The 24,895-nt window shown below is 69.5% G+C and carries 20 protein-coding genes; 13 read left to right on the plus strand and 7 right to left on the minus strand.

What is annotated here, in order from left to right:
* The first annotated feature begins 168 nt into the window (after positions 1–168).
* The 7 genes from AB0L53_RS23575 (at position 169) to AB0L53_RS23605 (ending at position 9,650) form a co-directional block, all read left to right on the plus strand.
* Positions 169–3,390, plus strand: coding sequence for a GH92 family glycosyl hydrolase (locus AB0L53_RS23575; RefSeq protein WP_363997406.1), 3,222 nt, complete (start codon positions 169–171; stop codon positions 3,388–3,390).
* 127 nt (positions 3,391–3,517) lie between these two features.
* Positions 3,518–4,390, plus strand: a complete 873-nt coding sequence (gene efeU, locus AB0L53_RS23580; RefSeq protein ID WP_363997409.1) for an iron uptake transporter permease EfeU — start codon at positions 3,518–3,520, stop codon at positions 4,388–4,390.
* Positions 4,383–5,522 carry an iron uptake system protein EfeO gene (efeO, locus tag AB0L53_RS23585; RefSeq protein ID WP_363997412.1) on the plus strand — a complete coding sequence of 380 codons (1,140 nt, stop codon included), beginning with the start codon at positions 4,383–4,385 and terminating at the stop codon, positions 5,520–5,522. The genes efeU and efeO overlap by 8 nt, the downstream gene beginning before the upstream one ends.
* A gap of 13 nt (positions 5,523–5,535) precedes the next feature.
* Positions 5,536–6,789 (plus strand): iron uptake transporter deferrochelatase/peroxidase subunit, encoded by a 1,254-nt coding sequence (efeB, locus tag AB0L53_RS23590; protein WP_363997415.1) that lies wholly within the window; start codon positions 5,536–5,538, stop codon positions 6,787–6,789.
* Positions 6,790–6,955: 166 nt separating this feature from the next.
* Complete coding sequence (locus AB0L53_RS23595) at positions 6,956–7,510, plus strand: LemA family protein (protein WP_363997418.1); 555 nt, start codon at positions 6,956–6,958, stop codon at positions 7,508–7,510.
* On the plus strand, positions 7,510–8,943 hold the full coding sequence (locus AB0L53_RS23600; RefSeq protein WP_363997421.1) for a hypothetical protein: 1,434 nt from the start codon (positions 7,510–7,512) through the stop codon (positions 8,941–8,943). Before AB0L53_RS23595 ends, AB0L53_RS23600 begins: the two co-directional genes overlap by 1 nt.
* A 149-nt stretch (positions 8,944–9,092) precedes the next feature.
* On the plus strand, positions 9,093–9,650 hold the full coding sequence (locus AB0L53_RS23605; RefSeq protein ID WP_363997424.1) for a hypothetical protein: 558 nt from the start codon (positions 9,093–9,095) through the stop codon (positions 9,648–9,650).
* Positions 9,651–9,734: 84 nt separating this feature from the next.
* On the opposite strand, the gene AB0L53_RS23610 is transcribed toward AB0L53_RS23605, so the two are convergent.
* A complete protein-coding gene (locus AB0L53_RS23610) occupies positions 9,735–10,292 on the minus strand; it encodes a CGNR zinc finger domain-containing protein (protein WP_363997427.1) in 558 nt (185 codons plus the stop codon).
* 29 nt (positions 10,293–10,321) lie between these two features.
* Between AB0L53_RS23610 and AB0L53_RS23615 the strand changes: the two genes are divergently transcribed.
* A complete protein-coding gene (locus AB0L53_RS23615; protein WP_363997430.1) occupies positions 10,322–11,221 on the plus strand; it encodes an arginase family protein in 900 nt (299 codons plus the stop codon).
* Positions 11,222–11,351: 130 nt separating this feature from the next.
* Here the strand turns inward: AB0L53_RS23615 and AB0L53_RS23620 are convergent, their stop codons facing one another.
* The 4 genes from AB0L53_RS23620 to fxlM form a co-directional block, all read right to left on the minus strand.
* A complete protein-coding gene (locus AB0L53_RS23620) occupies positions 11,352–12,020 on the minus strand; it encodes a lanthionine synthetase LanC family protein (RefSeq protein ID WP_363997433.1) in 669 nt (222 codons plus the stop codon).
* Positions 12,021–12,604: 584 nt separating this feature from the next.
* Entirely contained in the window at positions 12,605–15,472 is a 2,868-nt protein-coding gene (locus AB0L53_RS23625) for a lantibiotic dehydratase (RefSeq protein ID WP_363997436.1), read from the minus strand.
* Positions 15,473–15,500: 28 nt separating this feature from the next.
* Positions 15,501–15,728 (minus strand): hypothetical protein, encoded by a 228-nt coding sequence (locus AB0L53_RS23630; protein ID WP_363997439.1) that lies wholly within the window; start codon positions 15,726–15,728, stop codon positions 15,501–15,503.
* A gap of 60 nt (positions 15,729–15,788) precedes the next feature.
* A complete protein-coding gene (gene fxlM, locus AB0L53_RS23635) occupies positions 15,789–17,183 on the minus strand; it encodes a methyltransferase, FxLD system (protein ID WP_363997442.1) in 1,395 nt (464 codons plus the stop codon).
* 76 nt (positions 17,184–17,259) lie between these two features.
* Between fxlM and AB0L53_RS23640 the strand changes: the two genes are divergently transcribed.
* The 4 genes from AB0L53_RS23640 (at position 17,260) to AB0L53_RS23655 (ending at position 21,264) form a co-directional block, all read left to right on the plus strand.
* Positions 17,260–18,018, plus strand: coding sequence for a GntR family transcriptional regulator (locus AB0L53_RS23640; protein WP_363997445.1), 759 nt, complete (start codon positions 17,260–17,262; stop codon positions 18,016–18,018).
* Positions 18,019–18,223: 205 nt separating this feature from the next.
* Entirely contained in the window at positions 18,224–18,967 is a 744-nt protein-coding gene (locus AB0L53_RS23645; RefSeq protein ID WP_363997448.1) for a sugar phosphate isomerase/epimerase, read from the plus strand.
* Entirely contained in the window at positions 18,964–20,067 is a 1,104-nt protein-coding gene (locus AB0L53_RS23650) for a Gfo/Idh/MocA family oxidoreductase (RefSeq protein ID WP_363997451.1), read from the plus strand. The genes AB0L53_RS23645 and AB0L53_RS23650 overlap by 4 nt, the downstream gene beginning before the upstream one ends.
* 195 nt (positions 20,068–20,262) lie before the next feature.
* Positions 20,263–21,264: an ABC transporter substrate-binding protein gene (locus tag AB0L53_RS23655; RefSeq protein WP_363997453.1), complete on the plus strand. Its 1,002-nt coding sequence runs from the start codon at positions 20,263–20,265 to the stop codon at positions 21,262–21,264.
* Here the strand turns inward: AB0L53_RS23655 and AB0L53_RS23660 are convergent.
* Entirely contained in the window at positions 21,261–22,061 is an 801-nt protein-coding gene (locus AB0L53_RS23660; RefSeq protein WP_363997455.1) for a transporter substrate-binding domain-containing protein, read from the minus strand. The genes AB0L53_RS23655 and AB0L53_RS23660 overlap by 4 nt on opposite strands.
* Positions 22,058–23,386 carry a hypothetical protein gene (locus tag AB0L53_RS23665; protein WP_363997457.1) on the minus strand — a complete coding sequence of 443 codons (1,329 nt, stop codon included), beginning with the start codon at positions 23,384–23,386 and terminating at the stop codon, positions 22,058–22,060. Before AB0L53_RS23665 ends, AB0L53_RS23660 begins: the two co-directional genes overlap by 4 nt.
* Before the next feature lie 206 nt (positions 23,387–23,592).
* Between AB0L53_RS23665 and AB0L53_RS23670 the strand changes: the two genes are divergently transcribed.
* Positions 23,593–24,783, plus strand: coding sequence for an FAD-binding oxidoreductase (locus AB0L53_RS23670; protein ID WP_363997459.1), 1,191 nt, complete (start codon positions 23,593–23,595; stop codon positions 24,781–24,783).
* Positions 24,784–24,895: the final 112 nt, after the last annotated feature.

Raw genomic sequence — 24,895 nt, forward strand, 5'->3', positions numbered from 1 at the left:
TTGTCAAGGGCGCCGTTATCAGCCAACCCCTAGCAACTCCGCCGGTGGTCGTCAGGCCGGTGGCAACTTGTGGCCGGAACTTCTGCGCATTGACGCGCGCGGGCGATTCACGCTGCCATGAAATGATCTCAACCCTGGAGGACGACCTTGTCTCTGTGGTCTTTACCGATGGTCGCCGCCCTTGTGGCCGCGACGGCGATCCCGGCAGGCGCTGTTACCGCCGCTCCGGGGACCGCCCCAGAACCGTATCCGGTCGCGTTGGTCAACACTTTCCTCGGCACTCAGGAGGCGGGTCCCGACTTCGGTCACGGCGGTGGCGCCGGGATGAACTTCCCCGGCGCCGTCCTGCCGTTCGGGATGATGCAGTGGAGCCCCGACACGGTGGCGAACGCCGGAGGTGGCTACAAGTGGGAGGACAACCGCTTACGCGGCTTCTCCATGACCCACATCAACGGCCCTGGCTGCACCGGGGCACAGGACTTCCCCGTGATGCCGATCTCCGGAAAAATCGATAAATCGCCTGCTACGCATGGCATGGACTACGTCCAGACGTACAAGCATGACAACGAGAAATCCACGCCGGGCTCCTACACCACCACCCTCGACACCGGGGTGAAGGCGGAGCTGGCCGCGACCCAGCGGGCCGGCGTCGGGCGGTTCACCTTCCCCACCGGCAAGCCGGGCACGCTGCTGCTCAACACCAGCGGCTCGATCAACGGCGTGGACGACGGCGAGACCAAGATCAGTGGCAACACCGTCCAGGGCTGGGTGCAGACCGGCGGCTTCTGCGGCACGCCGATGCGCTACAAGGTCTACTTCCACGCCACTTTCGACCAGCCGATCACGTCCTACGGCACCTGGAAGGACGACCTCGTCCAGCCGAGCGCCCTGTCCGTCAAGAACGCCTCGGCCGCCAAGGTCGCCGAGGCGGAGGCCGTGACGGCGGGCGACGTCATCGTGAACGGGCCTGGCTCGGGCGCCTACCTGGAGTTCGACGGCACCAAGCCGGTGCAGATGCGGGTCGGTCTGTCGTACGTGAGCGTGGACGGCGCGAAGAAGAACCTCGACGCGGAGGTCGGCACCACCGGGTACGACTCGGTCGCCCTGAACGGGGCCTCCATCTGGAACGACCGGCTCAGCCAGGTGCTGGTCTCCGGCGGCACCACCGACCAGCGGCGCACCTTCTACAGCAACCTCTACCACGCGCTGCTGCAGCCGCACGTCGCCGAGGACGCCGACGGCACCTACACCGGCTCGGACGGCAAGCTCCACACCGTCGCCGCCGGCCGCCACCACTACGCGACGTTCTCCGGCTGGGACGTCTACCGCAGCGAGGTACAGCTCCTGGCCCTGCTCGACCCGGCCGTGGGCAGCGACATCGCCCAGACCATGTACGAGAACGCGCACCTGCTCGGCGACGTCTGGGACCGCTGGTCGCTGCAGAACGAGATCACCGGCGTCATGGTCGGCGACCCGTACCACTCGATCGTCTCCAGCCTGTACGCCTTCGGCGCCCGCGACTTCCCGGCCGCCGACGCGATGAAGTCGATGGTCACGGCGGCCCAGCGGGTCGGCGGGATGGACATCGGCCACCCGCAGATCAAGTACGACGAGCGGCCGGGCAACGCCGCCTTCATGAACAAGGGCTACGTCGTCTCGGACCCGTCCATGACGCTGGAGTACGGCATCGCCGACTTCGGCATCGCCCAGTTGGCCTCCCGGCTCGGCTACCGCGACGTGTCCGCCACCTTCATGAAACGCTCGCAGTCCTGGCAGAACACCTACAACCCGGCCAACTCCTGGATCCAGCCCAAGATGGCGGACGGGTCGTTCACCTCGCCCTTCGACCCCGCGAGCCCCGACTCCTACATCGAGGGCAACGGCGCTCAGTATCACTGGATGGTCCAGCACAACCCGCGCGGGCTGTTCGACGCGATGGGCGGCAACGCCAAGGCCATCCCCCGGCTGGACACCTACTTCAAGGCGCTCAACGCCGGGCCGAACGAGCCCTACGCCTACCTCGGCAACGAGCCCGCGCTGCCGTCGCCGTGGCTGTACGCGTGGGCCGGGCAGCCGTACAAGACCCAGGACCTGGTGCGGCGGGTGCAGCAGGAGCTGTTCAAACCGGGGCCTGACGGGCTGGTCGGCAACGACGACCTGGGCGCGATGGCGTCCTGGTACGTCTGGTCGGCGATGGGCCTGTTCCCGGCGATCCCCGGCCGGGCCGAGCTGCTGGTCAACACCCCGCTGTTCGACAAGATCAGCATCAAGCGGCCCCAGGGCAACATCGACATCTACTCCCCCGGCTCCACCAACCGCTACATCCAGACGCTCAAGGTCAACGGGACGACCTCCGGCAAGGCGTGGCTGCCCGAGTCGTTCGCCTTGCAGGGCGGCCGGCTCGACTTCACGCTCGGGGCGTCGCCGAACACCACGTTCGGCACCGGCACGACGAACGCGCCGCCGAGCTTCAACGAGGGCGCCAAGACGTACCTCGCCGGGTTCAATCCGGGTAGCGGGCCCGTCGAACCGGGCGGGACCTTCGCGGCCACGCTCGCGGTGCAGTCCACGGGCGCCGCGGGCACCGTCAAGTGGCAGGCCAAGCCGCCGGCCGGGATCACCGTGACCCCGGCGAGCGGCACACTGACCGTCCCGGCGCTGGGCAAGGCCACCCAGGCGGTCCAGGTCTCGGTGGCGTCGGGCACCGCGCTCGGCTTCGTCACCGTGCCGATCTCCGTCACCGCGCCGACCTACTCCGGCGGCGCCACGACCGTCAGCGACCTCACGGCCAGCGTGCGGCTGAACGTGGCCACCCGCGGCACGCCCGAGTGGTCGCACAACCTCGCGGGCATCGGCGACGACGCCGAGTCGGGCCTGGCCAACCTCGACGCGGCGGCCTTCAGCTACTCGGGGCAGGCCCTGGCCGCGGCCGGGCTCAAGCCGGGCGGCAAGGTCTCATGGAACGGCTTCGAGTTCACCTGGCCGAACCGCAAGCCCGGCGAATGGGACAACGTCAAGGTGGGGACCCAGCCGATCGAGGTGGCCGCGCCCGCCGGGGCCACGAAGATCGCTTTCCTGGGCTCGACCACCAACGGCTGGTCGGAGGTGACCGCGACGATCACCTACACCGACGGCTCCACCGGCACCGGCAAGCTCGGGCTCAGTGACTGGATGCTGGACTTCGGCGGCGGCCAGCCCCGATACGGCAACCAGGTCGTGGCCTCGACGCCATATCAGCTCTACAACGGTTCGTGGATGATGCGGCCGCTCGGCTCGTACGTCTTCGCGGCGCAGCCGATCGCGCTCGACCCGGCCAAGAGGGTGAAGAGCATCACCTTCTCGCCGGTCCAGGAGGGCGCGATGCACGTCTTCACCTGGGCTTTTGCCTGATTTTTAGCCGCGGCTCCCCCTGCCTGGCACGGGGGAGCCGCTCTTTTGTGCGATAGCGCGCTTGCATTATGTAGGCTCCACCTGCCCTAATTTAGGTAAGCCTTTCCTACAGCGCGCGGGAGTGTCGGTGTTCGCCAGCTACCTCATAGGACTGCGTGAAGGACTGGAGGCGACGCTCGTCGTCTCCGTCCTGATCGCCTTCCTGGTCAAAAGTGACCGAAAGGACAAGCTGCCACACGTCTGGATCGGCGTCGTGGCCGCCCTCGCGCTGGCCGTCGGTTTCGGCGCGCTGCTGACCTTCACGGCGGCCAACCTCGGCCACACGGGGCAGGAGCTCTTCGACGCGATCACTTCGCTGCTGGCCGTGGTGTTCGTCACCTGGATGATCTTCTGGATGCGCCGCATGGCCCGCGCGCTCTCCAAGGAGCTGCGCGGCAAGCTCACGGAGGCGCTCGAGATGGGCTCGCTCGCCGTGGTCGTGATGGCCTTCCTGGCCGTGGCCCGTGAAGGGCTGGAGACGGCGCTGCTGTTCTTCGCCTCCGTCCAGAGCTTCACCGCCTCCGCCGGGGGCGTCAACAACCCCGCGGATCCGCTCATCGGCATCAGCCTGGGCCTGCTCACCTCGGTGGCGATCGGGTGGGGCATCTACCGCAGCGCCCTGAAGATCAACCTCACCAAGTTCTTCACCTGGACGGGCCTGCTGCTGATCCTGGTGGCCGCCGGCATCTTCAAGTACGGCGTGCACGACCTGCAGGAGGCCAACATCCTGCCGGGTCTGACCACCTACGCCTTCGACATCAGCGCGATCCTGCCCGCCGACTCCTGGTACGGCGCGCTGCTCGCCGGAATGCTCAACATCACTCCCCAGCCGAGCGTGCTGGAGGCCCTGGCCTGGGTCCTCTACCTCGTCCCGACCCTCATCCTCTTCCTGCGCCGCCCCCAGTCGACCTCTGCCCCGGCGAAGTCCACCGCCGCGCCCGAACAGGAGCGTCATGCTTAACTCCACCGCCCGCGGCCTCGCCCTGATGGTCGGCGCGTTCACCCTGGCCGCCTGCGGCTCAGGGACGCCGGCCACGACCGGCTCCGCCGCACCCGCCAAGCCGGGGAAGATCAGCGTCGCCGCCTCCGACACCGAGTGCAAGGTCGCCACCGCCGAGGTGCCCGCGGGCACCAGCACGTTCACGATCACCAACGGCGGCACGAAGGTCACCGAGTTCTACGTGTACGCGCCGGGCGACCGCGTCATGGCCGAGGTGGAGAACATCGTGCCGGGCCTGACCCGCGAGGTCATCGCCGAGCTGCCCGCCGGGGCGTACGAGACGGCCTGCAAGCCCGGCATGGTGGGCAAGGGCCTGCGCAACGCGCTCAAGGTGACCGGTGAGCACAAGCCGCTCACCGACAACGCCAAGCTGGCCGAGGCCACCGCCAGCTACAAGCGCTACATCAAAACGCAGAGCGACACGCTGCTGGTCAAGACGCAGGAGTTCGTCGACGCGGTCAAGGCGGGCGACATCGCCAAGGGCAAGGAGCTCTTCCCGGTCGCGCGTACGTACTGGGAGCGGATCGAGCCGGTCGCGGAGATCTTCGGCGACCTGGACCCGGCCATCGACGCTCGCGAGGCCGACCTGGCGGCCGGCGAGAAGTGGACCGGCTTCCACAAGATCGAAAAGGATCTCTGGATCACCAAGGACATCAGCAAGGACGGCCCGGTGGCCGACAAGCTGATCGCCGACGTCAAGACCATCGTGGCCAAGTCCAACTCCGCCGAGCTGACCCCGCTCAACCTGGCCAACGGCGCCAAGGAGCTGCTCGACGAGGTCGCCACCGGCAAGATCACCGGTGAGGAGGACACCTGGTCGCACACCGACCTGTGGGACTTCGACGCGAACCTGCAAGGCTCCAAGGCCGCCGTGCAGGCGCTCCGCCCCGTACTGGACGAGCGCGCGCCCGACCTGGTCAAGACGCTGGACGAGAAGTTCGCCGCGGCCGAGGCCGCCTTGGGTAAGCACCAGAAGGGCGACGGCTGGCAGCTGCACAACGAGCTGTCCAAGGCCGAGCTGAAGGCGCTGTCGGACGCGATCAACGCGCTGGCCGAGCCGATCAGCAAGATCGCCCCGATCGTGACGAAGTAGGAGAGGCAGGACCATGAGCGAGCGCATGAGCCGCAGGAAGCTGTTCGGCATGGGCGCGGCGGGGGCGGCGGCCGTCGGCGTCGGCGCCGTGGCCACGCGCTCGCTGCTCGAAGAGCCGCCGGTCGCGCACGCGGCCTCGATCTCCGACCCCGTCTCCTTCTACGGCGAGCACCAGGCGGGCATCGTCACGCCCGCCCAGGACCGGCTGCACTTCGTCTCCTTCGACGTGACCACCGACAAGCGGGCCGAGCTGGTCGAGCTGCTGCAGGAGTGGACGGCCGCGGCCGCCCGGATGGTGCAGGGCAAGGAGGCGGGCACGTTCGGCACGCTCGGCGGGGTTCCCGAGGCGGCGCCCGACGACACGGGTGAGGCGCTCGGCCTGCCCGCCTCCGGCTTGACGCTGACGATCGGCTTCGGGCCGTCGCTCTTCGACAAGCGGTTCGGCCTGGCGGACAAGCGCCCCGCCGCCCTCGCCGATCTCCCGAAATTTCCTGGCGAGGCACTCATTCCGGAAATATCCGGCGGAGACATCTGCGTGCAGGCGTGCGCGCACGACCCCCAGGTCGCCGTGCACGCCATCCGCAACCTGGCCAGGATCGGCTTCGGCAAGGTGTCGGTCCGCTGGTCCCAGCTCGGCTTCGGCCGTACGTCCTCCACCTCGCGCGCCCAGGCGACGCCGCGCAACCTGATGGGCTTCAAGGACGGCACCAACAACCTCAAACTGGAGGACGCCGAGCTGCTGCGCCGGCAGCTTTGGGTGGACGCCCAGGACGGCCCCGCCTGGATGACCGGCGGCAGCTACATGGTCACCCGGAAGATCCGCATGATGGTCGAGACCTGGGACCGTACCTCGCTGGCCGAGCAGGAGGCCATCTTCGGCCGGGACAAGGGCGCCGGCGCGCCGCTGGGCAAGAAGGCGGAGTTCGACCCGCTGGACTTCGCGGCCAAGGGCGCCGACGGCGGGGCGCTCATCAAGGACGACGCCCACGTCCGGCTGGCCCACCCCAGCACCAACGGCGACGCCCACCTGCTGCGCAGGGGCTACAACTTCGTGGACGGCTCCGATGGGCTCGGCCGCCTCGACGCCGGGCTGTTCTTCATCGCCTACCAGCGGGATCCGCGCAAGCAGTTCGTGCCGGTGCAGATGCGGCTGGCCAAGAGCGACGCACTCAACGAGTACATCAAGCACATCTCCAGCGGGCTGTGGGCCTGCCCGCCGGGGATGCGGGACGCGGGTGACTACTGGGGACGCGCGCTCTTCGCGTGACTGGGGACGCGCGCTCCTTGCCTGACCGGGGGCGCGCGCTTCTCGCCTGACTGGGGGCGCGCTCTTCGCTTGACATAGAGCCGATCTACTTCGCCTGATGTACAGCCGCTTGCAACCCTGACCTGTTCATATGAAGCACGCGCAGTGACACGTCAGGGAGGCCGTTGTGATCATTGCTGTTGGCGCCTTCGCCTTACTCCTTCTGCTGGTCGCCGTCCTCATCGTCGTGCTCTACAACGGGCTGGTCCGCAAGCGCAACGCCGTCGAGAACGCCTGGGCACAGGTCGACGTGCAGCTCAAACGCCGCCACGATCTGGTCCCCAACCTGGTGGAGGTCGTACGCGGCTACGCCGGCCACGAGCGGCAGACGCTCACCGCCGTCACGGCCGCCCGCGCGCAGGCCCTCGGCGCACACAGCCTCGCCGAGCAGGCCGGCGCCGAGAACGCGCTGACCGGCGCGCTGAAGACGCTGTTCGCGGTCACCGAGTCCTACCCCGACCTCAAAGCCAGCCAGAACTTCGCCGAACTGCAGGAGGAACTGGCCACCACCGAGAACCGGATCGCCTACTCCCGCCAGTACTACAACGACGCCGTCCTCACCTACAGCAACGCGATCCAGACCGTCCCGGCCAACATCGTCGCGGGCATGGGCGGGTTCACCGCCCGCGAATACTTCCAGGCGCCCGGCGAGGAGCGCGGGCCCGTACAGGTGCGGTTCTGATGACCGTCTGGTTCGCCGCGGCGGCCGTCGCCACCGCCTTATGGGCGCTGCTCCTGCTGGCCCTCGCGCTCGCGACCCGCACCCCGGACGTCACCCCCGGCCCGCCCGGCGGCGCGCCTACGGACGAATCACCCGCCGTGGTCGACCTCATCACCGGCGGCTGGCGCCTGTGCGACGAGGCCGCCTCGGCCACCCTGCTCGACCTCGCCGCGCGGGGCGCCGTCCAGATCGAGGAGGTCGGCCCGGAGCTGTCCCTGGTACGGCTGCGCAAGGCCGAGGGGCTGAACCCGTACGAGCAGCTTGTCTATGAGCACGTACGCTCACTCGCGCGCGACGGCGTCGTGGCGACCGGCGCGCTGGCCGAGGGCTCGCGCAACCTGGGCCGCTGGTGGAAGAGCTTCCGCAAGAAGGTCATCGCCGACGCCCGGCGGCGCGGACTGTCGCGGGCGCGCTGGAGCCGGGCGCACGCGACGCTGCTGTTCGCGGCGGCATTCGTGCCCGCCGCGCTGGTGGCCGTCGCGGTCACCCTGGCCGACGCCTCTGCCGACTCCGACCGCGACGGCGGCATCGGCGCGGGCGTCCTCGCCTACGCCGCGCTGGTCTACCTGGCGGGCCGGCTGAACGGCGAACGCGGCACCGACCTGGGCGTCCAGGCGGCGGGGCGCTGGCTGGCCGTACGCGAGAGCCTGTCGAACTCCCGCTTCGCCGACAAGCCCGCGGCGAGCGTGACCATCTGGGGCCGCCCCCTGGCGTACGCGGCCGCTCTCGGGCTCGCGCCGCGCGCGGTGCGCAGCCTGCCGGTGAGCGTGCCCGCCGACGACCGCCGCGCCTGGTCCGACTACGGCGGCCTGTGGCACGCGGTGGACGTACGCTACCCGTCGCGGCTCATCTGGGGCAGGCCGCCACTGCACGCCATCGGCCGCGGCCTGGCGGCGGGATTCTTCGCCGGCTTCTGGACGTGGATCGTGCTGATCGTCCTGTCCACGTTCGAGCTGTGGCCGCAGGCCCTGGCCCAGCCTGGCGGCTTCGCCGTCGGCCTCGCGATCGCCGCCGTGCCCGCCGTGCGCGCCCTCCTGGACCTCACCGGCCAGACCTGGATCGAAGGCCAGATCGTCCGCCTACGCAGACGCCGTTCGGGAGGCAACGAGAACCGGCCTAAGTACGTCCACTGGTGCGCCGTCGACGAGGGCCGGGGCCGCGAGCTCAAGGCGAACGGCGTGGCCGAGGAGCAGTGGAGCCGCCTGTCGGAGGGCGATGTGGTCCGCGCCAGGGCCGGTCGGCGGGTCGGCTGGATCGGCGAGATCGAGGTGCTACGGAACACCGCCCACCGGGGCCACTACGCCGACACCCAGGACCACCTGATCGACGCCCCACGCAACCTCGGCGAGGTCCGCCCCGGGTGGGGAGGGCCGGACGGCGGCATGCGTTCCTGACACCGTGCCGCCGACCCAGCGTTGCGGGCACGCGCTTACGGATATCCATCGCGGCGGAGCGGGGACACCCCCCAAATCTGGGGATCTTCCTGCGGCGCTACGCACGGAATTCTGGAGGGGCAGCTCAGGAGAGAGGAACGAGGGTCACCATGGGCATTTGCACCATTCGAGGATTCCGCAAGGCGGCCACGGTACTTCTGGGGGCGACGCTGATCGCCGTCCCGTTCAACGCGGCACCCGCGTCAGCCGCCGGTGACGAGGACTTCAAGGCATTCAGCATGTGGTTCGACGTTGGCGAACTCTCCAACACCAACGAATGCATTCCCGTGTGGGTGACCGCACGCTACCGGGATGCGTCCGGTAGCGACACCTGGACCCGGCTCATCAGGACGAACACCAACGGCTGCGACCCCGACCAGGAGCATCTGCAGAAATTTGGTGATTTCCAGAACACCCACAGCACGGTCCACCTGCTGGCCGGTCCGAAGCCGGCCCATCACTTCCGCTGGAAGGACCTCACGAGCCTGACGCTGACGGTCACCACTCCGAACACGCCGCCGGGGCGCCAGAAGAACGTGAAGATAACCAAGGAGGTCATCGCCGCGCAGGACCTCGACAACAACTGGCATGAGCTGTTCAACGAACAGTATGTGCACGTATTCGCCGACGGCTTCAACGACTTCGAAATGTTCGTCAAACACCCCTGATCGTGATCTTGTCGGCCACTGGCTGGATGCGGCTGGGGGATTCCCGGCGTGCGGAGTCCCCCATTGCCGGATGGGGAGGGCCGGTCAGGTGTGGTGGCGGGCGCGGGAGGCGGCGGCGTGGGCGCGGTTGGCGCAGCGGGTCGAGCAGAACTGCCGCCGCCCCGGCCGGCTCCGGTCGATGAAGGCGTCCCGGCACGGCGAGGCCGCGCACAACCGCAGCCGTGCCCAATCCCCTGCGGCAGCCACGTCGAGCAGTTCGCGCACCGCGCGCACCGCCAGCCGGTCCGCCGTCCCCGCGCCGTCGGGCGCCGCGAGCCGCAGCACCGGCACCCCGTCCACGTCCTCCACGGCCACGCGTGTCGGCAGCCCGGCCGCGAACCGGGCCAGCGCCCGCGTACGCTCCGGCGGCTCGCAGGCCAGCACCGCCCGCAACCGCCCGCGCATCTCCCGCACAGCGGCCAGCTCAGGCTTTTCACCAGGCGATCCGCCAAACTCCTCCTCGCCGAACTCCTCCTCGCCGAACTCCGCGCAGAACTGCCGCAGCGCCGCAGGGTCCGGCAGCCGCTCCGGCTCGTCCAGATACTCATCCCACGTGTTGGCGAGGTCCAACGCCACCAACCCCGTATCGACGTACTGGCGCATCTCAATTTCCTCCTGCTACCGTCAGGACTATGACCACTATAACCACTGACACAAGATTCGCCATCCTCGATGCTCCCTCGAACCTCGGCCTGCGCCCACCCGCCCCGGACGCGATCCCCGGCTGCTACAAGGCCCCGTGGGCGCTGCGTGACGCCGGGCTGCGGGAGCGGATCGGCGCGGACGACGCGGGCGCGGTGGTTCCGCCGCGCTACGTGGCCACCTGGCAGCCGGGCGACGGGGTCCGCAACGGCCCGGCCATCGCCGCGTACGCCAGGAAGCTGGCCGACCGCGTCGCCGCCGTACGCGAGTCGGGGGCCTTCCCGATCGTCCTCGGCGGCGACTGCTCGATCCTGCTGGGCCCGGCCCTCGCACTGCGCGAGAGGGGACGCTACGGCCTGGCGTACCTGGACGCCCATGCCGACCTCCGCAACCTGGGCAATTCCCCGTACGTGAGCTCGGCGGGCGGAGAGAGTCTCGCCCTGGTGACCGGCCGTGGCGACGACTACCTGACGGACATCGGTGGTCTGCGGCCGTACGTGGCCGACGAGGACGTGATCGTGCTCGGCGTCCGCGACGAGGAGGACCTGCGGGACGTCAAGGAGTCCGGTCTCGCGTACGTGCCCGCCGCCGACCTCGGCCCCGGCACCCTCGACGTCGCCAGGGAGGTGCTGGTCCGCGACGACCTCGACGGTTTCTGGATCCACGTCGACGCCGACGTGCTCGACTCCGCGATACTGCCCGCGGTCGACTCCCCCACGCCCGGCGGACCCGACGCGGACGGACTGGCCGGGCTGCTCCGTGGCCTGCTCAGCCTCCCGGGAGCCGCCGGACTGGAGCTCACCATCTTCGACCCCGACCTCGACCAGGACGGCAGCCAGGCCGCCCTCCTCGTGGACGTCCTAGCGACGGCGCTCGCCACCAACCGGTGAGGCTTACCGTCTCCGGAATCCTCTGCGGGGTTGCTCGTGTCAATCTCGAATCAAGAGGAGATCTTGCGGACGCTGCTCGGTCAGGTCGAGCCGAGCCCGCAACGCTGCGTCATCAGTTCGGGGTCGGCGATCAGGACAGGAGCAAGACGGCATCCCATCGGGTGGCGGTCGCGGGGGCCGGTAGGTTGCCGTGGTCGGCGAGAGCGAGGGCGATGCCCGCCGCTCCAGTCAGAAGCCCGGGATCGTCGGACGCGGTCCCTGCCCGGAGGTGCTGTACAGCGAAGAGGTGTTCGGGGTTGAACGTCGATGCGACCGACAACGCCGCAGGATCGACGGTGGCCGGTTCGCGGGCTGCAGCGCATTGCAGCACTCCAGAGCTGCCATGGCACAGGGTGGGTCCCTCGGTGTCCCACAGGTGGGCGGGGCGGCTGGCCAGGGACGCGATGGCAGTGTCGCCGGCCTTGGCCAGGTGTGGGTCTGGCAGCGCGTGGCCGGCGAGGGTGAGGGCTCGTCCGATGCCAGGGGCGCCATAGCACCAGGCATCGCGTCGTCCGGCCGTTGGCGCTGGGGCAGGCGGTCCGTCGTCGAGTTCGCGCCCGGTGATGTAGGGAGGCCAGGTCGTGGTACCGAGGGTCTGCCAGGTGAGGAGCCACTGTGCGGCGGCGCGGATCGCGGCGGCTTGGCCGTCAACCTCCCATCCGGCGGATAAGGCGATGGAGAGGAGGGCCAGGGGTCCGGCGATGCCGTGGGCCATCCCGGTCTCGGCGACCCCTGAGGGTGGGAGTCGGCGGGTAGCCACCAGCCGGGCCGGGTTCGGCTTTCAGGGGTGTTGATGATCGTGGTGAGGGTGGTCAGCGCGGCCTTCAGCCCTGGTTCGGCGTGGTCGTGTCCATTGGCCAGGGCGGCGAGCAAGATCCGGCCGATCCCTGCAAGACCGGTAATGGCGTCGTATAGCTCCCAAGCCGGTGTGGCGGGGCCGCGACCGAGGCGCTCGTGGTGGGTGGCGGCTTTGGCGGTGGCTTGGTCCGATAGCCAGTGGACGGCTTGCTGTACGGCGTGCCGTTGTGGTTCGGGGTCGGTGAGATAGCCCTCGGCGAGGATCAGTGAGGCCGCCATACCTCCGGGAACGGCGAACACCCCGGGAGCAGCAGCGCGCAGCCGCGGGTCGCGGGTCGCGGGTCGCGGCGGCCGCCCAGTGATCGTGGGCCGCCCTCTCGAAACGAGGGTCGGCGCGGCCCATGCGGGCGTGCAGGAGCGCCGTACCGGCAAGACTCTGCAGGCACGCCCTTGGCCGTTCGGGAGCGGCGGCCACGATCATCCCAGGGTCCAGGAGACGTTCGGCGATCGTGAATGCCTGGCCGGCGGCCTGGGCCTGGGTGTCGCTCATGTAGTGCCCAGGAAGAGCAGGTCCACCGCCAGCGCCCGAACCAGCGGCTCCGGGACGGCCGCGCCCAGGATCCGGTTGACGTGCATGTGGACCACTGACGATGCGCACGAGACGCATTGCTCCGGGTCCAGCACATCCCGGTATGTGACCAAAGCCTTGTCCCGCGCCGCCCACGCTGGGCCGGTGGACGGCAGCGCGGCCGCCGTCCGGGTCAAGGGCCGCAGTTCGGCCATCTTCCGGCGCGCGTCCCGATCGACGTGGTGACCGGCGAGGGCCCTGCGATCCCCGTCGGCCAGGACGCGCGCGATCGTCGCGGCGGACAAGGCCGCGACGACCGTCCGCTGGTCGGGGTCCGGCATCGCGGTCACCGTGGCCAGCACCAGCCGGGAGTCAGCCGCGAACACCTCCTCCGCCGCGTCTATCGCCTCCGGGCTGCCCCCGTACCGCTCGATCTCCTGCTCGTACGGCTCGACCGCCAGGCCGCTCGCCAGACGGTCACGGATAAGCCGGCCGACGAGATCGCCGATCGTGGGCAGGACACGGCCGCCCAGGTACTCCGGGTCGCCATGGAACCGGACCCGCAAATGAGGGCCGGCGTAGTCGGCGTACCGTAACCAGAACCACCGACCGTCGATGCCGTCACAGACGGCGGCCAAACGGGCGAGGACCTCGTCCTGGCAGATCGCAGGGGTGCGGATCACCAGCGAAAGCCAGCGCCCGCCGGGCAGGTACAGCCCTTCACCGGGCCGCCGCACCGCCACGGCGGGCAGCGGGGGTGGGGGTAGGGGCGTCTGCTCTCGTGCGAGCGATACCACGAGCTCCAGAGCGTGCGCCCCGTCCGGCCCCGCAACGACGCCCTGGACGGCGCCGGGCCCGCCCGGCTGCTCGGTCACCGCAGTCGCGCCTCGCTTGACGTAGCGGCGCAGCAGCGCCCTGTCGTCGGCTCGGCGCAGGTCCAAAGGGAGAGCCCGGTCATGGTCGGTGACGACCACCACGTCCGGCGGCGCCGGAACCGTCGACGCCCGCCAGCAGTCCAGGGCGGCCTCCCAATCGGCTTCTGCGGCTCCGATCACCGTGGAAGGGAGGGTCCAGCGGGCGGGGATGAGGATCGTCGACCGGTAGCGGACGCGCGGTTGGAACGGCAGAGCGGCCAGCGGCCCCCACGACCATGCCCCCCAGGGGCGGCACCCGTGCTGGCCGAGCAGCCGCAGGAACTGGGCGATTGGCGGGAGCAGGTGGGGCGACAGGCGCGAGAACAGCACCGGGATGATGCGCCGTCCCAGACCGGCTGACCAGAGCAGCAGCCGCCGCCCGTCGGACACCAGCAGAAGATCATCGAGCTTCAGGTCGCCAGGGCGTACCGGGACACCGAGCGGGATCCGATGCGCCGCGAACCCTGTCAGCGGCGCGAGCGTCGCCCCGGCCGGCGTACGGGCGCGGACCACCAGCTCCGCGACCACGGCGTCCCCGTCCGCATCCTCCACCTTCAACGCGGGCAGGAGCGAAGCGAACCGCCCCGACGACGAACCCGCCTCCTGAGTGCCGCCACCAACAGCCACCGCCAGGCGCAGCCGCCCGGCCGCCGCGTCCTGCGGCGTGTCGGCGAAGACCCGCACATAGATTTCGGCGGTCCGCGGCGGCCGCGCGGCCGCGCTTCCGTTCACCGTGGCCAGCGCCTCCACCGTCGCTGCGTCCAGCTCAACCTCGACGCCGTGCTCAGCAGACGCGATCAACGAGATGAGAACGCGCGTCGACCCCTGCGGTGTGTCGGACGGCGACTCAGCCATGTCGGCGCCGACCCCGATCACGGGGTCGATCGCTTCGAACAGCGGCACAAACTGGTTGTGCCCGTACCTGTGGATGAACCGGTCATGGAAGCCGACCAGAGGGTCGGGGTCGCTGCCGATCCGCCACAGAACCCCTGCGGCGTCGGCAGCCTCCCGCGCGAGGCGAGCAGGCATGATCAGGTGGGCGTCGACGGCCACGTCAACGCGGACGGGCCGCTCCTGGTAGCCGACCCGGTCGGCTACGTCCCGCGCGGCGGCCAGCATGGTGAGCCGCTGCGGTGCGCCCGGCGGGTGGGTGTCGGCGTCGGCGAGGTGTCGACGCAGCAACGCCAGGTCTTCCCGGAGCGCACTGCCGGAGGGGAGTTTGGCCAGGAGGTGCCCCAGCGGGTCGTCGCTGCCGCCCTCGCCGAGTAGGTCGGCCAGCAGGAACCCATGCCCGACCAGCTGCGACACCATGGCGCGGACCGACGCTTCTGGCGCCCCGGGCCAGGCGCGGGTGACGGCGTCGAGCACCTCGCCCCACAAGGCTCCTCCCGCGCACACCTGCACTATCAGCAAGGTGACGTCGGTCGCGCGGACAGTGGCTCTCCGCACCCCGGTGCCGCCGGGTTCCGCCGGCCGCTCGTGTTCCAGCCGTCCACCGCGCTGGATGGTCAGGTTGTTGGCGAACAGGGTGAGCCGCGGTAGAACGTCCGGGTCGGCCAAGACGCGATCGGACAGCGCGGCGAGCCAACTGGGGTCGGGGACGCTGCAGGCCCGATGCATGCCGCCCATGGTCAAGTCCGGGGCGCCGGAGCCGGAGAAGAACGCGGCGGCGACGCCGGCGAACACCCCTTGCGGGGTGGGTCGAGTCCGGGCCCGCTGCGTGTAGCTGCGTACCGTCTCGCCGCCGCGGCCCTCCGATGGGGCCGCGGCGGCGAGAGCGGATGCCTGCCGGGAAGCCAGAAACATCCCCTCGCGGACCAGCGGGTCCACCGGTTCCCCAGCCCCTCTGTCGTCCGGCGGACAGGTCAACGGGAGGAGGGGGATCCGCGCCAGCGCCGGGGCGGCGGGGAACGGGACGAAGACTTGCGCCATACCCGACTCCTCCCTCTGATGTCACGGTCTAGCCGTCGTCGCAGCCCTTGCTGCAGCCGCAGCTCAGGCAGGTGCCCGTACAGGTGTCGTTGGTGCAGTCCCCGGAAAGCATCGGGCCGGGGAGTTCGTGGACCGGCCCAACCTGGAAGTCCAGGTTGAAGAGGTCGGGAACCTCGAGCGGCCCGATCTCGGTCAGGCCCAACGGGTCGTCCCGCTCGGGCGCTTTGAGCGTCGATGTGCTGGTCCTGAGTGCCATACGGCCTCCACTTGTGGACATTTCCCCTCAGCCGGGCGGTCGAGGGGGTAGCGGTGTTCGTCAACTGCCGGCGGTGACGAACACCCTGCTGTGCTTCTTATCCGCCGTGATCATGGCGGTGGGGGCATCGTCGGCGCCCACCGGATGGACCTCGATCCGCAGGCCCGCCAGCTCATCGCAGGCTCGGGCCGCGCCCCATGCTCGAACTCGGTCTGCGACCTCGCCGGCCAGCTGCTCCCCGGTGGGCCCATAGGCGCATGCCCCCAGCTCGATCATCTCCTGGGCGGTGTCGCTGGGCGCAGGACGACGGACCAGGTACGCGAAACTGTTGGACGTGTAGCAGCCCATGCTGCCCCACGGGTAGATCGGGTCGACCAGGCCCGCCTCCCGCGCCCGGTCCGATACGAGGACCCGGCATATCGGCGCCGTCGCGCCAGCCAGCCAGAAATCCAGATGCGCCAGCGGTTCCCACGGCACCACCACCCCCGACCAGACCAGGGCCGGTGCGCCGGTCAGAGCCGCGCCGAGCACGTCCGCATCGACCGAATGTCCGTCGTCGACGCGGATCCACACCCCGCTGTTGACGGGCAGTTCCTGGTTGAGTTCCGCGACGGCTTCCGGGCCGCGCATCGGCATGAACCCGCATTCGTCGATCGACACGCTTCGCCATACGGCGCCGTCGAGTTCCAGCGCCACCGACCGGGTGACACCCAGCATCCGCAGCGGGACGACCAGCCGCCCGCCTGGTGCGAGCTGCTCGCGCCACGCGGGTGGCACGTCCCACGCGCCCGCGGTGACGATGATTCGGTCGTAGGGTGCGTTCTCAGGGTGGCCGGCTGCGCCGTCCCCGTGGACGACCTGCACCCGGCCGTATCCCGCTGCGGCCAGGCCGCGCCGGGCTCCGGCCACGATGTCGGCTCCGATATCGACGGTCGTCACGCTTCCCTCTGGCCCGACGAGCTCGGCGAGCAGCGCGGCGTTATAGCCGGTCCCCGCGCCGATCTCCAGGATCCGCTGGCCGGGCTGGACGTCCAACTGCTCCAGCATCCCCGCGACCACCCCAGTGCCGGACGCCGAACTGATCGCTGTTCCGTTCTCGTCCCGGTGAGTGACCACCGAGTCAGGCCCGTAGGCCTGCTCCAGTGTTGCCGATGGCACGAACACGTGCCGGGGCACGGCACGCATCGCGGCCTCCACCGGCGCTGTGCTTACGCCTCCCCAGTCACGCAGCTTGTCGACCATGGCGTCACGAAACGCACGGTCTGTGCCTTCTTCCTTGCTTACGGTGTTGGTTTCCACCTGGTGGAGCGTATTCAAGCGGGTCTCCTCGCCTCTTGCGAATCGCTGGTGTTGGCGGCCCCACGCCTCCGATAGGACACGGGCGTGAGCTGGGAGTGCGGGGTCGCCGTTGGCCCTGGTCATGCGAGCCGACGGCCTGAGATGCCTATGAAGCATGTACTACATACTTCATAGCCCTCTCAGCCTGAAGGGTCAACGAGTAAGTAGTACGTACTATCGATAGGGTGAGAGTGTGACGAGCACATACCGCCAGGTGGCCGACACCATCCGCCGATCCATCCACAACGGCACATATCCGCGCGGCTCGCTGTTGCCCAACGAAGACGCCCTGGCCGACGAGCTCGGCGTTCACCGGGCCACGGTCAACAAGGCATTGAAGATCCTCAAGGCCGAAGGGCTCGTCTACGTGCACATGGGCGTCGGCACCTACGTTCATAAGCTGCCCCCGATCTTGCGCAACGCAGCCGTACGGCACAGCCGCGCCCACCGAGAACGCGGCGGAGCCCGCGGGTCGCTGGCCAGCGAACTCGAACAGCTCGGCTACACCCTGGACAACCAGACCACCATCGGTCCTGGCCGGCCGCCCACCGAAGTCGCCGAGGTGCTGGGCGTCGATCCCCACAGCGACAGCGTCATCATCCGCGCCCGGCGCATGTACGCCGAAGGCGTGCCCATCCAGATCGTCACCACCTATATCCCCCGCTCAATCGCGGAGGGCACCCCGATGGCAGAACGCGACCCGGGCGTGGGCGGGATCAGCAGCCGCCTGTCCGAACTCGGCCATGCCCAGGTCGATATCCAGGAAGACGTAGACGTCCGGCCACCCACAGACGAAGAAGCACGCTTCCTGCGCATGACTCCCGACCAGCGGGTCTACGAGATCTTCCACATCGGCCTGACCCGTGACGACCAGCCGGTGAAGGTCAACCTCTACGTCCTGCCGACCTACCAGTGGAAGCTGCGCTACCGCTACCGCGCCGACCCAGTCTGATCTACTGGCCCGGAAGGGCATCAGATAGCGCCCTTCTCGCAGGGGTGAAAGCGCAGCTACCCGAGCGACCCGACCCGCGACGATGACCCGTCCGCCAAGGCTGTCCCGACTGGTGGGACGACGGGCCGTACTCCCTTGACGATGCCTGATCCACCTCGGAGGATTATGTACAGATTGTGGACTAAAAGCAGTCAGGGGAGCCGAAGTGACCAAGCCGCTCAGCGTGCAGCTCTACTCCGTGAGGGATCAACTGGCCGCCGACCGTAACGACGTGCTGCGCCGGATAGCCGGAATCGGTTATGGGGCCGTCGAGCCCTTCGACCCCACCAGCGATCCCAAGGGCTTCCGGCAGGTGGCCGACGATCTCGGACTGACCGTTTCGAGCACGCACGCCTACGCGCTGCTCAGCAGGGAGCCGGCCGAGGTCTTCGACGCCATCGCCACCGTGGGCACCGACCTGGTGATCATCCCAGGCGGCATCAAGGAGGAGGAGTTCACCACGCGCGACGGCCTGTCCAGGACCGCCGACCTGCTGAACGGCCTGGCCGAGCAGGCGGCCGCGTACGACATGCGGATCGGCTACCACAACCACTGGTGGGAGATCGAGCCGCGGATCGACGGCCGCCACGCCCTGGAGGCCCTCGCCGACCTGCTGGCTCCGGAGGTGTTCCTGGAGATCGACACCTACTGGGCCGCCGTGGGCGGCGCCGACGTGCCCGCCCTGCTGCGCGGTCTTTCCTCCCGGATCCTGGCGCTGCACGTCAAGGACGGCCCGGGCGTCAAGGAGGAGCCGCACGTGGCCGTGGGACAGGGCATCATGCCGGTGCCGGAGATCCTCGCGGCCAGCCCGGACACCTGGCGGATCGTGGAGCTCGACAGCTGCGCGGGCGACATCTTCGAGGCGCTCGCGGGCAGCCACGACTACCTCACCGAGCTGAGCGCTTCATGAGCTCCGGACCCGTAGGCGTCGCCATCGTCGGCGCCGGTGTGATCAGCGGCACTTATCTCCGTCAGCTGTCCTCCTTCCCCGACGTTCGCGTGCTCGGGATCGCCGACCTCGACACGGCCAGGGCCGCTACCGCCGCGCGCGAGCACCAGGTGCCGGTCTCCGGCACCGTCGAGACCGTACTGGCGGTGCCGGAGGTGGAGATCGTCGTCAACCTGACGATCCCGGCCGCGCACGCCGCCGTGGCGCTCGCGGCGCTGCGCGCGGGCAAGCACGTGTACAGCGAGAAGCCGCTGGCCCTGGACATGGACGAGGCGGCCAAGGTCACCGCGGAGGCGGCGAACCTCAACCTGCTCGTCGGCAACGCCCCCGACACCTTCCTCGGCGCGGGGCTTCAGTCGGCGGCCAAGGCGCTCGCTTCCGGCCTCATCGGTACCCCGGTGGGCGTCACGGCCGCCTTTCAGAGCCTCGGCCCCGAGTCGTGGCACCCCAATCCCGAGTTCCTCTACCAGCGTGGCGCCGGTCCCCTCTTCGACCTTGGCCCCTACTACCTGACCGCCCTCGTCGCCCTGCTCGGCCCGGCGGCCCGCGTCACGGCCAGCACCCGGCGGGCCCGCGACCACCGAGTGATCGGCTCGGGGCCGAAGGCGGGCACGGCGTTCGCGGTGGAGGTTCCCACGCACGTCAACGCGCTGATCGACTTCGCGGGCAGCGCCAGCGCGACCGCGACGTTCAGCTTCGACTCGCCCATCCGCCGGCAGACGATCGAGATCATCGGCACCGAGGGGGCGCTGTCGCTGCCCGACCCCAACAACTTCGACGGGCAACTGCTGGCCCGCGGTCCGCATGACGCCGAGTGGCGGGAACTGCCCGTCACGGGTACGACGGCCGGACGCGGCCTGGGCGTCCTGGACATGGCCAGGTCGTTGCGTACCGGGACCCCGCACCGGGCCTCGGGCGCGCTCGCCCAGCACGTACTGGAGATCATGACCGCCATCGGCGACGCCGGAGAGGACGGCGAGGCCCGCCGCCTGCACACCACGTCACCCACCCCACCACCGCTCCCCGACGGCTGGGACCCGCACGCCGCCACGCTGACGTAGACGTAGACGTGCCAGGCCGGCCTGCTCTCGCTTGGCCCGCTCTTGCTTGGGCGGCCGACCGTGAGCAGACCGGCCTCACGCGTGAGCAGACCGGCCTCAAGTGGAGATCGGTTGCGTGACCTCCTGGCGGAGTGTCGAATGGGATCGGCACGTGGGCGCTACGTCGACGAACCCCCGGGAGTGGCAATGAGGCCGTTGGCCATCGCATTGATCGCGATCCTGCTGGCCACGGGCTGTTCGACGCCGAGACGGGACAAGATCACGGTCGCGTGCGGCGCGAGCGAGCGGTGGTGCGCGATGATGGTCAAGAGGTTCTCCGACTCCACCGGCGTGGAGGCCGAATTCGTCCGGCTGTCGAGTGGGGAGGCGCTGGAGCGGATCAAGGCGGCCAGGGCGCGGCAGGAGTTCGACGTCTGGCATGGCGGTCCGGCCGACTCCTACGTGGCCGCCAAGGGTCAAGGGCTGCTGGCGCCGTACAAATCCGAAAAAGCCAGTGAAATCCGGCACGGGTGGGCCGATCCGGAGTATGCCTGGAGCGGGATCTACGCCGGTGTGCTGGCCTTCTGCAACAACACCAAGGAGCTGGCCAAGCGCGGCCTGCAGCCGATCCGCTCCTGGCGGGAGCTGCTGGACGAGCGACTGCGCGGCAGCGTCGCCATCGCCCACCCGGCCACCTCCGGAACCGCCTACACAGCCCTGTGGACACAGGTGGAGCTCAACGGCCGAGACCAGGACAAGGCACTCGGCTACATGCGCAGCCTCCACCCGAACGTGCTGAGGTACAACTCTTCCGGCAGCGCGGCCGCCTTGCAGGCCGCCAAGGAGGAGGCGGCGGTCGGCGTCGTCTTCTCCCACGACTGCGTCGCCGCCCAGGAGCAGGGCTATCCGAACCTGCAGGTGACCTTCCCGCAGGAGGGCACGGGTTACGAGCTCGGCGGCCTGGCCGTACTGGCCGGTGCCCACAACCCCGACAGCGCACGCAAGTACGTCGACTGGGCGCTGAGCGGAGAGTCTCAGCGGCTGGGGCCGCTGGTGAACTTCTACGCCCTGCCCACCAACACAACGGTGCCGGCGCACTCCAAGGCGGCCGACCCGGCGACGGTCAAGCTGGTCTCGTACAACGTGGAGGTCGCCGGGCGCGCCAAACAGGCACTCGTCGACAGGTTCAGCGCGGAGATCGCCCGGCCACCCACTTAGGAGCAGCCCTCGAACTGCGGGACCGAGACCACCGACAGGTCGATGCCCGACTTGCCGAACCACTTGTCCAGCAGCATGTTCGCCGTGCCGTCCTGGTACATCTCGGTGATGGCCCGGTTGAGCTCCTCGCAGCCGTCGACATCACCCTTGCGAATGCCGATCGACGTGCGTTGCTCGTTGAAGGTCGCGCCGACCAGGTGCAGGTCGACGCCCGGCTTGGTGAGCAGCCCCGCCAGGATCTGGCTGTTGGTGGAGATGGCGTCGATCCTGCCGTCCTTGATCATCTCCAGGCAGACGTTGTAGTCGGGCGCGGGGACGGCGATCGCCTTCACCCGGCGCTCGTCGATGATCCGCTGGGCGATGTTCGTGCCACGCACCCAGCAGATCTTGCGGCCCGCCAGGTCGCGGACGTCGCGGATGACGTCCTTGTCGGCCGGCCGTACCGCGATGTCCTGGAAGTCGACGTGGTACGGCCCGGCGAAGTCGATCACCTTCTTCCGCTCCGGGGTCACCGACATGTGGGCGAAGACCAGGTCGGCACGACCCTCCGTGAGCACGTTGAGCTGGTCGCCGGCGGTGATCTCCAGCCAGCGGATCTGCTTGCCCAGCCGGGAGATGAGATATTTGGCCACGTCGATGTTGAAGCCGTAGTACACGCCGTCCTGCCCCTTGAAACTGATCAGCGGGACGTCGGAACGGATCGCGACGACCAGTTCGTCCTTGTCCACGAGGGATTCCGGCCGCGCCGCTCCACAGGCCGTGAGCAGCAGCGTCAGGCAGATCAACAGCTTTCTCACCGGTACTCCCTGAGCCGTGGCCAGATCCCGACCAGGATGAGCAGGGCGCCGGCGGCCAGCCCGGCGGGGATCAACCGCCACAGCGTCTCCAGGGATCCGTCGCCGCTGTCGATGGCGCGCTCGAAGTCGGACTCGTGCCGCCGGACCAGCTCCTCCAGCATCTTGTCGTAGCTTTCGTAGGTCTGGGTGAGCTCGCCGTCCCAGTATTTGATCGCCGCTTCGGCCGTCATGGTCCGCATCCGCGCGTCCGCCTGCTGGAACTTCTGGTAGACGGCGAAGAGGCGCTCCCGGTCCTGGCCCGTCAGGCTGCCGAGCAGGCCCTGGAAGTCGGCCCGCAGCTTGCTCTGGTAGTCAGGCAGGCTGGTGGAGTCGACGGCCGCGATCGTCTGTGACTTGTCCAGGAAGTTGTGTTCGTAGGTGTCCTTGCGGAAGCGGTCGAGCAGGTAGCGGTTCTGGTCTCCGTGCATGCTGTTGCTGATCGCCCGCGCCCTGGTCAAGGTGAGCACCGCGTCGAAACCGCCGCGCTTGGCCTCGTCCAGCGCCTGGCCCTGCCGGTTGAGCAGGACCGTGCCCGTCACCAGACCGGCCGCGGTGAGCACGGTGGCGACCACCAGGGCCGGCGCGAAGACCCGGCGGAACCTGCGGGTCAGGTAGGTCTGCAGACCCAGCAGGCAGGCCAGCGCGAGCAGCCCGGTGACGATGACGGCGAAGCGGGCCAACGAGGTGGCCGAGCGCTCGGCGACGTGCGCGCGCCGGACGATCGTCCCGGTTTCCAGGGTCAGGTTGTAGGCCTGGGGAAGCAGTTCGCGGTGCATGAGGTCGGTGGCCTTCTGATAGGCCTGGACCACATTGTCGGGCGGCTGTCCCGCGGTGTGCTTGGACTGCACGTCCAGCAGCCGGGCCTGGGTCGCCAGCCGTTCGTAGCGGCCCAGGCCCTCGATCAGCGACTCGACCGTGCGTTGCTCGGCGGGATTGTCCAGGGCCAGCCGGTACGCCTTGAGCAGGCTCTCGGAGATCTCCAGCCGGCGCTGGTCATAGTTGGTCAGGTCGGCCTGCTGCTGGGGGCCGTACTCGCTGCCCAGCAGCAGGGTCTCGGCCACCAGCGCGTCCATCTCCGACATCTGCCGATACAGGCCCGTGGTGGCGAGGACCTGCGGCCCGGCGTCATGTCCGATGGTGCGTAAGCCGGAGCCCGTGCTCGCCGCGCCGGCCAGGATCGCGGCCAGCAGGAGCGCCAGCGTCAGAAGGGACAGCCCGGCCAGCGTACGCACCCGCCCGGAGACCGACTTCTCGCGCCTGATCGCAGGCGTCGCCGTCACTGTCATGGGCCGCTCCGGCGGGAGACGCAGGGATCGTCGGTATGCAACGCGCCTCCCGAGATCGACTCGTGCTGGGAAATTCGAGCATGGCCGCGGAAGCGACAGATCCGCAAGAGGGGCTGTCGGCCACACCGTCGAAGAGGACAGGTTTGCCCCCGTTCGGCCGCCGGAAGCTAACGTGCCCATACCCGCTCTACGAAGTCAGGAGTCACATGACAGACCACACCGCGGCCCGGCGCGTCGTCGTCCTCGGGGGCGGCATTCTCGGCGTGTCCACCGCCGTGCACCTCGTACGCGGCGGCGCCGAGGTCGTCCTGGTCACCGAATCGGAGCTCGCCGGCGGCGCGTCGGGACGTTCGTTGTCCTGGCTCAACTCGGCGGGCATGCGGTCCAGCTCGTACCATCTCCTGCGCCTCCTCGGCATCGACCGCTACCGCACGCTGTTCGCCGCCGATCCGAGCCGGGATTGGCTGCGCTTCGACGGCGGCCTGTGGTGGACCACCCCCGGCGGAGCGGAGGTGACCCGCGCGCGGCACGCGCACGAGGTCGCGAACGGGTATGAGTCGCACCTCGTCGACGGGCACGGCTCCGAGTCGCCTCCCATCGGCCGCGCGGACGCCGGCGGCGGAGTCCCGGCGGGCGGGGACGTGGGCCAGCGAGTCAGTGGGGTCCGGGTGGGCATGGGTGAGCGGCTCGCGATCCACAATCCGGGTGATGGCTGGGTCTCCCTCCCCCACCTGATCCGCGAGCTCGCCGACGAGCTGGTCCGTCGCGGGGGCCGGCTCGTCACCGGCGCGGGACGCTGCTCGGTGATCGTGGAGGACGGCCGGGCACGGGGAGTGCGCGGCGCCGACGGCACGTCGTGGTGTGGCGACGCCGTCGTGGCCGCCTGCGGCGCGCAGACCCCGGCGGTGCTCGCGGAGCTCGGCGTGGACCTGCCGGACGCGTCCCCGCTGTCCATGCTCGTCATCACCGAGCCGGTCGAGACCGAGGTCGTGACCGTGCTGAACACGCCGCGCGCGGCGATGCGCCCCAACCCCGGGTCGACGTTCGCGATCGACCACAGCTGGTACGAGGAGCACATCACCGAGCACGACGACGGCTCCTGCTCGATCGACGAGAAGTACGTCAAGGAGCTCGTCGCCGAGGCGTCCGCCCTGTTCCAGGGTGATGTCACCCTCCAGGCGGCGTCGTGGCGGCTCGGCCGCAAACCCATACCGGCGGACGGGGAGCCGGTCTTCGGCGAGTTGGAGTCGGTGCCCGGCTGCCATGTGGCGTTCACCCACTCGGGTGCGACGCTGGGGCTCATCGCCGGGGAACTCACCGCGTACGAGGTGCTCACCGGCACCGGGCATCCGCTCCTGGAGGACTTCCGCCCGGGGCGCTTCTCCCGAACGGGGTGACCCCGGGCACCCGCGAAACCGCGAAACCGCGAAACTGGACGGTCTCGGTGCTGCAACTCGCTACTAATCGCGTATCAAGCGACTGGCGTTCAAATTGCCGTGACATTTGCAC

Source organism: Nonomuraea sp. NPDC052129 (assembly GCF_040680095.1).
In the GTDB taxonomy this organism is placed as follows: domain Bacteria; phylum Actinomycetota; class Actinomycetes; order Streptosporangiales; family Streptosporangiaceae; genus Nonomuraea.

Bases quoted from the DNA above. Each gene is read 5' to 3' on its own strand.
- AB0L53_RS23575 (WP_363997406.1), top strand. From the start codon at position 169: ATGGTCGCCGCCCTTGTGGCCGCGACGGCGATCCCGGCAGGCGCTGTT.
- efeO (WP_363997412.1), top strand. From the start codon at position 4,383: ATGCTTAACTCCACCGCCCGCGGCCTCGCCCTGATGGTCGGCGCGTTC.
- efeB (WP_363997415.1), top strand. From the start codon at position 5,536: ATGAGCGAGCGCATGAGCCGCAGGAAGCTGTTCGGCATGGGCGCGGCG.
- AB0L53_RS23600 (WP_363997421.1), top strand. From the start codon at position 7,510: ATGACCGTCTGGTTCGCCGCGGCGGCCGTCGCCACCGCCTTATGGGCG.
- AB0L53_RS23605 (WP_363997424.1), top strand. From the start codon at position 9,093: ATGGGCATTTGCACCATTCGAGGATTCCGCAAGGCGGCCACGGTACTT.
- AB0L53_RS23610 (WP_363997427.1), bottom strand. From the start codon at position 10,292: ATGCGCCAGTACGTCGATACGGGGTTGGTGGCGTTGGACCTCGCCAAC.
- AB0L53_RS23615 (WP_363997430.1), top strand. From the start codon at position 10,322: ATGACCACTATAACCACTGACACAAGATTCGCCATCCTCGATGCTCCC.
- AB0L53_RS23625 (WP_363997436.1), bottom strand. From the start codon at position 15,472: ATGGCGCAAGTCTTCGTCCCGTTCCCCGCCGCCCCGGCGCTGGCGCGG.
- AB0L53_RS23630 (WP_363997439.1), bottom strand. From the start codon at position 15,728: ATGGCACTCAGGACCAGCACATCGACGCTCAAAGCGCCCGAGCGGGAC.
- fxlM (WP_363997442.1), bottom strand. From the start codon at position 17,183: ATGCTTCATAGGCATCTCAGGCCGTCGGCTCGCATGACCAGGGCCAAC.
- AB0L53_RS23650 (WP_363997451.1), top strand. From the start codon at position 18,964: ATGAGCTCCGGACCCGTAGGCGTCGCCATCGTCGGCGCCGGTGTGATC.
- AB0L53_RS23665 (WP_363997457.1), bottom strand. From the start codon at position 23,386: ATGACAGTGACGGCGACGCCTGCGATCAGGCGCGAGAAGTCGGTCTCC.
- AB0L53_RS23670 (WP_363997459.1), top strand. From the start codon at position 23,593: ATGACAGACCACACCGCGGCCCGGCGCGTCGTCGTCCTCGGGGGCGGC.